Origin of the sequence: Buttiauxella sp., from assembly GCF_035271705.1 — a bacterium.
Taxonomy (GTDB): Bacteria; Pseudomonadota; Gammaproteobacteria; order Enterobacterales; family Enterobacteriaceae; genus Buttiauxella.
Genome location: NZ_DATERI010000216.1, coordinates 1 through 12104 on the forward strand (window position 1 = coordinate 1; position 12104 = coordinate 12104).

11 protein-coding genes and 1 rRNA gene are annotated in these 12104 nt (G+C 48.7%); 8 read left to right on the top strand and 4 right to left on the bottom strand.

Annotated features, from left to right (window positions below):
- On the top strand, positions 1-1106 hold a 1106-nt coding region (gene nadB, locus VJY99_RS19260; protein ID WP_324121360.1), incomplete at its 5' end, for an L-aspartate oxidase.
- Here the strand turns inward: nadB and trmN are convergent.
- Positions 1091-1828, bottom strand: coding sequence for a tRNA(1)(Val) (adenine(37)-N(6))-methyltransferase TrmN (gene trmN / locus VJY99_RS19265; protein ID WP_324121362.1), 738 nt, complete (start codon positions 1826-1828; stop codon positions 1091-1093). The genes nadB and trmN overlap by 16 nt on opposite strands.
- Positions 1829-1961: 133 nt before the next feature.
- On the opposite strand from trmN, the gene srmB reads away from it, so the two are divergent.
- Positions 1962-3269, top strand: a complete 1308-nt coding sequence (gene srmB, locus VJY99_RS19270) for an ATP-dependent RNA helicase SrmB (RefSeq protein WP_324121363.1) — start codon at positions 1962-1964, stop codon at positions 3267-3269.
- A gap of 146 nt (positions 3270-3415) precedes the next feature.
- On the opposite strand, the gene grcA is transcribed toward srmB, so the two are convergent.
- Positions 3416-3799 carry an autonomous glycyl radical cofactor GrcA gene (grcA, locus tag VJY99_RS19275; RefSeq protein ID WP_324121365.1) on the bottom strand — a complete coding sequence of 128 codons (384 nt, stop codon included), beginning with the start codon at positions 3797-3799 and terminating at the stop codon, positions 3416-3418.
- 319 nt (positions 3800-4118) lie between these two features.
- On the opposite strand from grcA, the gene ung reads away from it, so the two are divergent.
- The gene (ung, locus tag VJY99_RS19280) at positions 4119-4799 is read left to right on the top strand and encodes a uracil-DNA glycosylase (RefSeq protein WP_324121367.1); all 681 of its coding nucleotides are present in this window, start codon (positions 4119-4121) and stop codon (positions 4797-4799) included.
- A 58-nt stretch (positions 4800-4857) separates the two neighbouring features.
- Here the strand turns inward: ung and VJY99_RS19285 are convergent, their stop codons facing one another.
- On the bottom strand, positions 4858-5919 hold the full coding sequence (locus tag VJY99_RS19285; RefSeq protein WP_324121369.1) for a tRNA/rRNA methyltransferase: 1062 nt from the start codon (positions 5917-5919) through the stop codon (positions 4858-4860).
- A gap of 211 nt (positions 5920-6130) precedes the next feature.
- Here VJY99_RS19285 and trxC point away from each other — a divergent pair, with 211 nt between their 5' ends.
- The 5 genes from trxC to VJY99_RS19310 all read left to right on the top strand — a co-directional run bounded on the left by trxC (position 6131) and on the right by VJY99_RS19310 (position 11872).
- Complete coding sequence (gene trxC / locus VJY99_RS19290) at positions 6131-6550, top strand: thioredoxin TrxC (protein ID WP_324121371.1); 420 nt, start codon at positions 6131-6133, stop codon at positions 6548-6550.
- 73 nt (positions 6551-6623) lie between these two features.
- Positions 6624-7325, top strand: coding sequence for a tRNA-uridine aminocarboxypropyltransferase (locus VJY99_RS19295; RefSeq protein ID WP_324121373.1), 702 nt, complete (start codon positions 6624-6626; stop codon positions 7323-7325).
- 32 nt (positions 7326-7357) lie between these two features.
- Positions 7358-10018: a bifunctional acetate--CoA ligase family protein/GNAT family N-acetyltransferase gene (locus VJY99_RS19300; RefSeq protein WP_324121375.1), complete on the top strand. Its 2661-nt coding sequence runs from the start codon at positions 7358-7360 to the stop codon at positions 10016-10018.
- 114 nt (positions 10019-10132) lie between these two features.
- On the top strand, positions 10133-11488 hold the full coding sequence (gene pssA / locus VJY99_RS19305) for a CDP-diacylglycerol--serine O-phosphatidyltransferase (RefSeq protein ID WP_324121377.1): 1356 nt from the start codon (positions 10133-10135) through the stop codon (positions 11486-11488).
- Positions 11489-11548: 60 nt separating this feature from the next.
- Positions 11549-11872 carry a YfiM family lipoprotein gene (locus VJY99_RS19310; RefSeq protein ID WP_324121379.1) on the top strand — a complete coding sequence of 108 codons (324 nt, stop codon included), beginning with the start codon at positions 11549-11551 and terminating at the stop codon, positions 11870-11872.
- 102 nt (positions 11873-11974) lie between these two features.
- Here VJY99_RS19310 and rrf read toward each other — a convergent pair.
- Positions 11975-12090, bottom strand: a 5S ribosomal RNA gene (gene rrf, locus VJY99_RS19315).
- Positions 12091-12104 lie beyond the last annotated feature (14 nt).

Below are 12104 nucleotides of genomic sequence, written 5' to 3' on the forward strand. Positions count from 1 at the left end.
TAGGTCTGCCAGGAACGCGACGTGTCGTGGGTGCATGGATCTGGAACCGTAACCGCGAGAAAGTGGAAACTTGCCGTGCGAAAGCTGTGGTTTTAGCCACCGGTGGTGCATCGAAGGTTTATCAATACACGACGAACCCAGATATTTCTTCAGGTGATGGTATTGCCATGGCCTGGCGTGCTGGCTGCCGCGTTGCCAATTTGGAGTTTAATCAGTTCCATCCAACCGCCCTCTTCCATCCTCAGGCACGTAACTTCCTGCTAACTGAAGCTCTACGCGGTGAAGGTGCTTATCTCAAGCGCCCGGATGGCAGCCGCTTTATGCCTGATTTTGATGAGCGTGGCGAACTGGCTCCGCGTGATATCGTCGCTCGCGCAATCGATCATGAGATGAAACGTCTGGGTGCCGATTGTATGTATCTGGATATTAGCCATAAACCCGAAGAGTTTGTGCGCCATCATTTCCCAACCATTTACGAAAAACTGATGGGGCTGGGTATCGATCTCACTAAAGAACCCGTACCCGTGGTGCCCGCAGCCCACTATACCTGCGGCGGCGTGATGATTGATGAAAATGGTCGCACGGACGTTGATGGTTTGTACGCTATCGGTGAAGTCACTTATACCGGTCTGCATGGTGCCAACCGTATGGCGTCGAATTCGTTGTTGGAATGCCTGGTTTATGGCTGGTCGGCTGCGGAAGACATTATGAAGCGTATGCCATACGCACGCATTTCCCGGTCATTACCTGACTGGGATGACAGCCGGGTCGATAACCCAGATGAGCAGGTCGTTATCCAGCACAACTGGCATGAGCTTCGTCTATTTATGTGGGATTACGTTGGGATTGTGCGTTCCACGCGCCGCCTGGAACGAGCACTGCGCAGAATTACTATGTTGCAGCAGGAAATCGACGAGTACTATGCCAATTTCCGCGTGTCGAACAATTTACTGGAACTGCGCAACCTGGTGCAGGTTGCAGAGTTGATTGTACGCTGTGCCATGATGCGTAAAGAAAGCCGGGGTTTGCACTACACGCTGGACTACCCGGATTTGGCTGAAAACTCCGGGCCAAGTATTCTTTCACCGCTCTACATAAACAAATAGAAATCCTGGGTCAGGCCACAGTAGCCTTCAGAATATTGTTGGTCTGGCCCACGAATAATCAAACGCTCTGTAAGATAGTCTCCATCAGTGGGAGAAAGCGCCAGCATCACACGATGCGGTAACCGCTTTTCATTATCTGCAATATCAGTACGATAACGTACAAACCATCCCTGTGTTTTTGCCAGTTCAGTAAAAGCCGTTCCCGAGGTTTCAGGCATAATCACGCAGAAAAAACCGTCTTCAGTGATCAGTTGCGCAGCACTGCTCAACAACGCTTGGTGATCAAGCGTCGTGGTATAACGCGCCTGAGCACGTTCAGGGGAGGCACAATCACTGCCCTGTGCAAAAAATGGTGGGTTGCTGACAATCAACGAGTAACGTTGCGTGGCTTGTTGGGCCCAATCACGGATATCAGCACAATGAATATTGATGCGTGAAGCCCACTTGCACCCTGCGGCGTTTTCCGCAGCCTGCTCAGCGGCAATGGGATCAAGTTCCACGGCATCTACAGTGACATTCTCTGGCGTACGTTGCGCCAGCATCAACGCCAGCAACCCGCTTCCAGTGCCAATATCCAATACATTTTTTACTTGGGCGACGGGTACCCACGCGCCGAGTAACGTGCCATCTGTACCGACTTTCATTGCGCATCGATCGTGCGCTACAAAGAATTGTTTAAAGGTGAATCCATCACGACGCAATACTGCTTTTTGACTGCACATCTTAGCTACCCTGTAGAGAAACTGGTGTAGCATAGGGGAAACTTGCTGCCAGGAAAAGCGTCAGTTACCCACACAAACAGATGAAGATCGCAGCCATAACGTCTATAATCGGCGCCCTACATAGAGGAAGACCATGACTGTAACCACTTTTTCCGAACTGGAACTTGACGAGAGCTTGTTGCTCGCGCTCCAGGACAAGGGCTTTACCCGCCCGACAGCTATTCAGGCTGCCGCCATTCCACCTGCACTTGAAGGGCGTGATGTCCTCGGTTCCGCTCCAACCGGTACCGGTAAAACAGCCGCATATTTGCTGCCTGTGTTACAGCATTTGGTCGATTTCCCGCGTAAGAAGTCTGGCCCACCACGTATTTTGATCGTCACGCCAACGCGTGAACTGGCAATGCAAGTGGCTGATCACGCTCGTGAACTGGCAAAACATACCCATCTTGATATCGCAACTATCACAGGTGGCGTGGCTTATATGAACCACGCTGAAGTGTTCAGCGAAAATCAGGATATCGTTGTTGCAACGACGGGTCGCCTGCTGCAATACATTAAAGAAGAAAACTTTGATTGCCGTGCAGTAGAGACACTGATTCTTGATGAAGCCGATCGCATGTTGGATCTGGGCTTTGCGCAGGATATCGAAACCATTGCAGCTGAAACTCGCTGGCGCAAACAAACCATGCTTTTCTCCGCAACGCTTGAAGGCGATGCGATTAAGAATTTCGCAGAGCGTTTGTTAGAAGATCCTGTTGAAGTTTCTGCGACGTCCTCAACACGCGAGCGCAAGAAAATCCACCAGTGGTACTACCGCGCAGACAACGTCGAACATAAAACTGCGTTGTTGGTCCATTTGTTACAACAACCCGATACCACGCGTTCAATCGTGTTTGTGCGTAAACGTGATCGTGTGCATGAATTAGTGGCGTGGCTACGTGAAGCGGGTATTAACACCTGCTATCTCGAAGGCGAAATGGTCCAGATGAAACGTACCGAAGCTATCAAGCGTTTGACTGATGGCCGCGTGAGCGTCTTGATTGCTACCGATGTTGCCGCACGTGGTATTGATATTCCAGAAGTCAGCCATGTATTCAACTTCGATATGCCACGTACCGCTGATACCTATCTGCACCGTATCGGGCGTACAGGCCGTGCTGGCCTAAAAGGGACAGCTATTTCTCTGGTTGAAGCACATGACCATTTGCTGCTTGGCAAAGTCACTCGCTACATGAAAGAACCGATGAAATCGCGTGTGATTGAGGAGTTGCGCCCAACGACACGTGCGCCGAGTGAGAAGCTCACTGGTAAGCCGTCGAAGAAAGTGCTCGCGAAGCGCGAAGAGAAGAAAAAAGACGAAAAAGAAAAACCGCGTGTGAAAGTCCGCCTTCGTGATAAGAAGAACGTGGGTAAGCGCCGCAAACCAAGCTCTGCTGAATAATTCGTCAGCAAGGCTAAAAACCGTCTCATTTGAGGCGGTTTTTTTATGCTTTGAGTTTGGTTTTTAACGGTTTCATAACAGATACTGATTCAAACCCATAAAAAAAGCCGATGTAATAAACACCGGCTTTTTAAATATTTTAAAAATTAAAGGCTTGCTGTGAAAGTACGAGCAATAACGTCACGCTGTTGTTCTGGAGTCAGTGAGTTGAAACGTACCGCATAGCCAGACACACGAATGGTCAGCTGTGGGTATTTTTCTGGATTTTTAACAGCATCTTCCAAAGTTTCACGGCGCAGAACGTTCACATTCAGATGCTGACCACCTTCCACACGAACTTCAGGTTTTGCTTCAACTGCGATTTCACGATATTCGAACTCGCCTAATTTGCTCACAGCGACAACTTCGTCTTCTGCAAAATCTGCTTTAGCACATACACAACGCGCTTCGCCTTTCTCGCTGTCCAGCAGCCAGATAGAGTTCAGGAGCGAATCATTTGCAGCTTTAGTAATTTGGATACCAGTAATCATTTTATTTCTCCCTATGGGCTAATTTTGTGATTCTATTTCGGGCCATAAACTGGCTCATTGGTAAAACCATTGTTGCGTTACTGATCTTTATACTAGCCAAACACCCGTCAAACCTTGATTTAAATCAATTAATTCCATGCATCTACTGTGGCTATCATATCATTTATTTGTTTTACATCAACTTAGCTCATATCCTGGAAGTTAAAAATTATGTAAATCTTCAACTTTTTTTAAGTTTAAGCCTCATCTGTAGCTCATTCATTTGCTTAGAAGAAAGAAGCCGTTAAGCTAGTCCAATGACGAATCGCAGGAGAGCGAGATGACTACCCCCCTCACCTGGCACGATGTGCTGGCGCAAGAAAAGCAACAACCCTATTTCACCAATACGCTGGCCACCATTGCTGAGCGTCGTGCAACTGGGGTCACTGTATACCCACCTCAGAAAGACGTCTTCAATGCATTCAGATTTACTGAGTTTGGTGATGTGAAAGTCGTCATCCTTGGGCAAGATCCTTACCACGGTCCAGGACAAGCGCATGGCCTGGCTTTCTCTGTGCTACCGGGTGTTGCTGTGCCGCCTTCGCTAGCCAATATGTATAAAGAGTTGCAGAGTGACATTACCGATTTTGCACGACCAAACCATGGTTATCTGGAAAGCTGGGCGCGCCAGGGTGTGATGTTGCTCAATACAGTTCTTACTGTTGAAGCAGGCAAGGCGCATTCGCATGCGAAATTAGGCTGGGAAACCTTTACTGATAAAGTCATCGCGCTGATAAATGAACATTGCGAAGGCGTCGTCTTTTTACTGTGGGGTGCGCATGCGCAGAAGAAAGGCAGCTTTATTGACCGGAACCGCCATTATGTTTTACAAGCGCCTCATCCGTCACCGTTGTCGGCACACCGGGGTTTTCTGGGATGTGGTCACTTCTCAAAGACCAATCAATATCTGACAGAGCGTAATCAACCCGCGATTAACTGGACGCCTGAGTTGCCAGAGTAATGAGACAAAAAAGCCAGCTTGCGCTGGCTTTTCAAATCGGTCGGTCATTTCCAAAGCATTACGCTTTGTTTTGACGCCACCATTCAGCCAACAACACACCTGTAGCAACAGATACGTTCAGGCTTTCGACATTACCGGTACCATTAATGGCAACGCTCATGTCGGCATTTTCAAAGGTCGCATCGGAAACGCCTTCGCGCTCCTGACCTAACACCAGAACCATTTTCTTTGGCAGCTCAGCTTTGAAAAGCGGAGTCCCTTTATGGCTTGATGTTGTGACAATCGCATAACCTGCTTTGCGGAATTGCTCCAGACCTTCATTGAAAGTCTCGCCGCTGATAGCTTCAACATGCTCCGCACCACCTTCGGCAGTACGAACCGCAGCGCCAGACTCCAGCATTGCTGCATCTTCCACCAGCAAACCTTTCACACCGAAGTGCGCACAGCTACGCATAATGCCGCCGAGGTTGTGTGGGTTAGCGACGTTTTCCAACGCCAGCACACAATCTTCTTCACCTACTTTAGATAGCCAGCTTTGAACAGTAATACCACGACGTTTTTTGATGATGAAGCAAACGCCACCGTGGTGTTCTGTACCAGAAGCTTTAACTAACTCAGCATCGTCGACCACATGGTAGGCTTTGCGGTTTGCAGCCATCCAACGCAATGCTTCTTTGAAACGTGGCGTCACGCTCTGGACAAACCAAGCGCGTACGATGCAGTCAGGACGGCTAAGGAACAGAGCCTGACAAGCATTTTCACCATAAACACGTGTTTCTTCCGCACGTTGGCGGCGAATCACTTCAGGGTCAACAATAGGTCTGCCGTTGGCTCCCATTTGTTCGCCTGCTACAACTACTTCTTCTCTTGGTGGCCGTGAAACCGTTCTCCACGGGTTATCACCGCGATCGTCACGATCGTCACTACGATTCCGCTCGCGCCCTGCGCCAGGTTTATCATCGCGACGTGGACCACGACGGCCCTCACCCCGTGACGGTGCTGCAGGACGCCCACCGCCTTTACCTGTGCGCGGGTTTTGGGTGCGTTTTTCGCTGTCATCGTCACCGCGGACATACATCACTTTGACCTTGCCGCTTTTACCTTTAAATTCGTCGTTCATGCTTTTCTCCACCTGGCTGAGCGCGTGGCGCGCAGATTACCCGATGTGGCACTGGTTAGCCATTAACTTTGGTCAAAAGCCGGTAACTATTGTAATCATCGAATAAATCACTTTGCTGGCACTCGACTAATCGCTGATAATATTTAACATACAAGAAACATCATCTGTGAATTTCACCATTTTTAGACAACACATCCTTTAGAGGTTAGTTATGAATACCGTTTGTGCCGCCTGCCAGGCAACGAATCGCATTCCTGATGAGCGTATTGACGACGGTGCCAAATGTGGCCGTTGTGGTCATGATCTCTTTGATGGCGAAGTGATTAATGCCACCAGCGAAACTTTGGATAAACTGCTGCAAGACGACTTGCCTGTGGTGGTGGATTTCTGGGCACCATGGTGTGGCCCTTGCGTCAACTTCGCGCCAATTTTCGAAGATGTCGCCGAAGAACGTAGTGGCAAAGTACGCTTCGTAAAAGTGAATACTGAAGCTGAATCTGCGCTTAGCGCACGTTTTCGCATCCGCAGTATTCCGACCATTATGGTGTTCAAAAAAGGTGAGATGGTCGACATGCTCAACGGGGCAATGCCGAAAGCACCGTTTGATAGCTGGCTGAACGAAAATCTCTAAGTAAACGGGTACGTTTCTTTGTACCCGTGCGCTTCATCTACGTTAGAATGGCGTTTTTAAGCTTGTTTATCTGATGACTGAAAACGCCGTCTTACGTCTTCGTGCCGAACGCCTGGCGCGTGCAACTCGTCCTTTCCTTGCTCGTGGTAATCGCATTCGCCGTTGCCAGCGCTGCTTGCTGCCGCTTAAACAGTGTTTGTGTGAAACCCTGCAACAGCAAAGTGCACGCAGCCGTTTCTGTTTAGTCATGTTCGACACAGAACCGATGAAGCCGAGTAATACCGGCAGACTGATTGCAGATATTCTTCCTGACACCGAAGCATTCCAGTGGTCACGTACCGAGCCACCGCAGGCCCTGCTCGATTTAGTCAGTTCTCCTGATTATCAGCCGATGGTTGTATTCCCTGCCTCATATGCAAGCATTGGGCGCGAAGTGCTTACGATGCCGCCAATATGTGGCAAGCCACCGCTATTTATTATGCTGGATGGCACCTGGACTGAAGCTCGTAAGATGTTCCGCAAAAGCCCCTATCTTGATCAACTGCCCGTCATTTCGGTGGACTTGAGCATTGTCTCTGCGTATCGACTTCGTGAAGCCCATGCTGACGGGCAATATTGCACAGCCGAAGTTGCCGCCGCGTTGCTCGCACTGGCCGATGATGAACAAGCAGCCATCGGCCTGACAGAGCATTTCACGTTGTTCCGTGAACGATATCTGGCAGGTAAACCTCATCATCAATCCAGTATCACAGCAGCGGAGCCAGAAAGCGTTTAAACTCACTGAGTTAATTCTCAGGGGAGAGAGCAATGAGTCAACGTGGACTGGAGGCGCTACTGCGTCCCAAATCAATCGCTGTTGTCGGAGCTTCTGCGAAAACAGATCGTGCCGGTTATTTAATGATGCGCAACTTGTTAGCAGGAGGCTTTAATGGCCCGGTAATGCCCGTGACACCGAGTCATAAAGCGGTATGCGGTGTCCTTGCCTGGCCTGATATCGCAAGCCTCCCTTTTGCCCCTGATCTTGCGGTCATTTGTACTCACTCGAAACGTAACCTCGAATTACTGCAATCGCTGGGAGAAAAAGGATGCAAAGCCTGCATCATTCTCTCCGCTCCGCCAGAACAACTTGCCGAATTATTAGCTTGCGCCACCCAGTGGCAGATGCGCTTGCTCGGACCAAACAGCCTCGGTCTGCTTGCGCCCTGGCAAGGTCTTAATGCGAGTTTCTCACCCGTTCCGATTCAGAAAGGCAAATTAGCGTTTATCTCGCAATCTGCGGCAGTGTCCAACACGATTCTCGACTGGGCACAACAACGAGAAATGGGATTTTCGTGGTTTATTGCTCTGGGTGACAGTCTCGATATTGATGTCGATGAACTGCTGGATTATCTGGCTCGCGATACAAAAACCAGTGCAATTTTGCTTTATCTCGAACATCTGAGCGATGCGAGACGTTTTGTCTCAGCGGCCCGCAGTGCTTCACGTAACAAACCCATTCTGGTGATTAAAAGTGGGCGTAGTGCTAAAGCACAGCAACTGCTTAAAACACATCTCGGACTTGATGCCGCGTGGGATGCAGCCATTCAACGTGCCGGTTTGTTGCGCGTCCAGGACACTCATGAGCTATTTTCGGCTGTAGAAACGTTAAGTCACATGCGCCCACTGCGGGGCGAGCGTTTGATGATTATCAGCAATGGCACGGCGCCCGCTGCACTGGCACTGGACGAGTTATGGTTGCGTAACGGCAAGCTCGCGACTCTGAGTGATGAAATCCTCAATAAGCTAAAGAGTGCTTTGCCAATCAGTGTTGAAAGTGGCAATCCGTTAGATTTACGCGACGATGCAACGCCTGAACGCTATCTACGAGCGGTGGAAACTCTGCTCGACAGCCAGGATTTTGACGCGTTAATGATTATTCATGCTCCGAGTGCCGCGGCACCAGGCACCGAAAGTGCCACCGCATTAATTGAGTTAATACACCAACACCCGCGCAGTAAGTACATAACTTTAATCACCAACTGGTGCGGTGAGTTTTCGTCCCAGGAATCCAGGCGGTTATTCAGTGAAGCCGGTATTCCTACTTACCGTACGCCTGAAGGTGCAGTCACCGCCTTTATGCATATGGTGGAGTATCGTCGAAACCAGAAACAATTGCGTGAAACACCGGCGTTACCCGCCAACTTAAAAGCCAATGCCAACGAGGCTCATCTTCTTCTCCAGCAGGCAATAAGTGAAGGTGCAACGTCGCTCGATACTCATGAAGTAAGCCCTATTTTGCAGGCGTATGGACTCAATACTCTGCCAACCTGGATTGCGGGCGACAGTGCAGAAGCTGTACATATTGCCGAACAAATCGGTTATCCCGTCGCGCTGAAGCTCCGCTCCCCGGATATTCCACATAAGTCTGAAGTGCAGGGGGTAATGCTGTATCTGAGAACCGCTAATGAGGTTCAGCAAGCTGCAGATGCGATTATCGATCGCGTTAAAATGGCGTGGCCGCAAGCTCGTATACATGGGTTGTTGGTACAAAGCATGGCTAACCGTGCAGGCGCTCAGGAACTGAGAGTCGTGGTTGAGCACGATCCGGTATTTGGCCCACTGATTATGTTGGGCGAAGGTGGTGTTGAATGGCGACCGGATCAACAGGCTGTCGTCGCATTACCGCCGCTCAATATGAATCTTGCCCGCTACTTGGTTATTCAGGCTATTAAAAGCGGTAAGATCCGTGGGCGTAGCGCATTACGTCCGTTGGATATTCCGGGAATCAGCCAGATCTTGGTTCAGGTTTCAAACTTAATCGTTGATTGCCCGGAAATTCGCCGCCTGGATATACATCCCCTTTTGGCTTCGGGTAATGAGTTCACGTTGCTGGATGTCACTTTGCAGCTCGAAAAGTTTGAGGGTGATCCAGAAAGCCGCCTTGCCATTCGCCCTTACCCTTATCAACTGGAAGAAAACATCATTCTCAAGAATGGTGAGCATTGCTTGTTCCGCCCTATCCTCCCGGAAGATGAACCGTTGTTAAGACAGTTTATTTCTCTGGTAACCAAAGAGGATCTTTACTATCGCTATTTCAGCGAGATCAACGAATTTACCCATGAAGATTTAGCCAATATGACCCAGATCGACTACGATCGAGAAATGGCTTTTGTGGCTGTTCGTGAACAAAATGGATCACATGAGATAATCGGTGTCACACGTGCCATCTCAGATCCCGATAACATTGATGCTGAGTTTGCCGTGCTGGTACGTTCTGATTTGAAGGGACTCGGACTGGGGCGGCGTTTGTTGGAAAAGCTGATTAGTTACACCGGGGATCATGGTCTGCAAAGGTTGAATGGTATTACGATGCCAAACAACCGCGGTATGGTGTCTTTGGCTCGGAAGCTTGGATTTGATGTCGATATACAATTAGAAGATGGCATTGTAAGCCTGACTCTTCCATTGATAAAAAGCATAGATTCGTGAGTAAGGTACTGGAAAACTTACTCACTTTAGGGGTCAGTAGTGGTATTATCAGCAAGTTCTGACGTCTGGATTTTGCAGAAGGCCATCCAATGAAAAGAGAAGATACGCACTGTGATGTTGTCTAAATTTAAACGTAATAAACATCAACAACACCTTGCCCAATTACCGAAGCTTTCTCAGTCAGTTGATGATGTAAAGACCCTTTTCTCCCCAGCGGATTTCCGTGAAGTACTGCTGCAAAAAATTGCTAGTGCAACTCGCCGCATCTGTATTATCGCATTGTATCTTGAGCAGGATGATGCCGGTAAAGCCGTGCTTCATGCTCTCTACCAGGCAAAACAACAACGTCCGGAAATTGAAGTAACCATTTTGGTTGACTGGCATCGTGCTCAGCGAGGCCGTATTGGTGCTGCTGCAACTAACACCAATGCCGACTGGTATCATCGTATGACCGAGGAGTATTCCGGTGTAGAGATCCCGGTCTATGGCGTGCCTGTAAACACGCGCGAAGCACTGGGCGTTCTGCATTTCAAAGGTTTTATTATTGATGATTGCGTGATTTATAGTGGTGCAAGTATTAATGATGTTTATCTGCATCAGCATGATAAATATCGTTATGACCGCTATCAGATCATCTGTAACCCTCAACTTTCCGACGTCATGTATAACTGGATGCAAGAAAATCTGGTGCGTGGTCGTGCAGTACATCGCTTAGACAGACAACACAGGCCAAAAAGTCCTGAAATCAAAAACGATATTCGCTTATTCCGTCAGGAGTTACGCGATGCCAGTTTCCATTTCCAGGGCAATGCCGATAACGAGCAACTTGCTGTTACACCGTTAGTCGGTCTGGGCAAAGCCAGCCTGCTGAATAAAACTATCTACCATTTAATGCCGTGTACTGAGCATAAACTCATTGTCTGTACACCCTATTTCAATCTGCCAGCAGTGCTGGTGCGAAGTATCATCCAACTGTTACGCGAAGGGAAAGAAGTCGAGATTATTGTCGGTGATAAAACCGCGAATGATTTTTATATTCCAGAAGATCAACCGTTTAAGATAATTGGTGCATTACCTTATCTCTATGAAATTAATCTTCGCCGCTTCCTGAGTCGCTTACAATACTATGTTAACAGTGGTCAGTTGGTTGTGCGCCTATGGAAAGATGACGATAACAGCTATCACCTCAAAGGCATGTGGGTTGATGATGAATGGATGCTTTTGACGGGTAATAACCTTAACCCGAGAGCATGGCGACTGGATCTCGAGAATGCGATTCTTATTCATGATCCTAAACAGGAATTGGCTGTACAGCGTGGCCATGAGTTAGATTTGATCCGCACTCACACTACAGTGGTTCAACACTATCATGATCTACAAAGTATCTCAGATTATCCGGAGAAAATGCGTAAGCTTATTCGCCGCCTACGTCGTATCCGTATTGACCGTTTAATCAGTCGTATTCTGTAGTTCATCGCTATACTGAAAAAACCCTGCTTGCAGGGTTTTTTTGTAGTTAGAGGATCACGAATGCTGCGTCTTTTACTTCCCTCAATATTCCTGCTCAGCGGTTGCAGCCATATGGCGCAAGACCAGTGGTATGGTCAGGACAAAGCACAGCACTTTATTACATCAGCTATCTTATCTGCTGCAGGTAATGAATATGGCCAACATCAAGGATGGAGTGATTCCCGAAGTGCAAATTTCGGCTTCTTATTTTCCGTGAGTCTTGGAGTAACGAAAGAATTATGGGATAGCCGTGCGACTGGAAGTGGCTGGAGTTGGAAAGATATCACATGGGATGTAGCGGGTGCTGCCACCGGCTACGCTATCTGGCAACTCGCCAAATATTAGAATTTATTCCCCTTCCCTTTGCGGTGCAGCAACAATAAAACCAGTTTTCACAAGACAGCAAAAAGCCCTGTACGTCAGTACAGGGCTTTCCACTTAATTGGAGCCTGGCAGTTCCCTACTCTCGCATGGGGAGACCCCACACTACCATCGGCGCTACGGCGTTTCACTTCTGAGTTCGGCATGGGGTCAGGTGGGACCACCGCGCTAGTGCCGCCAGGCATATTCTGTTTCA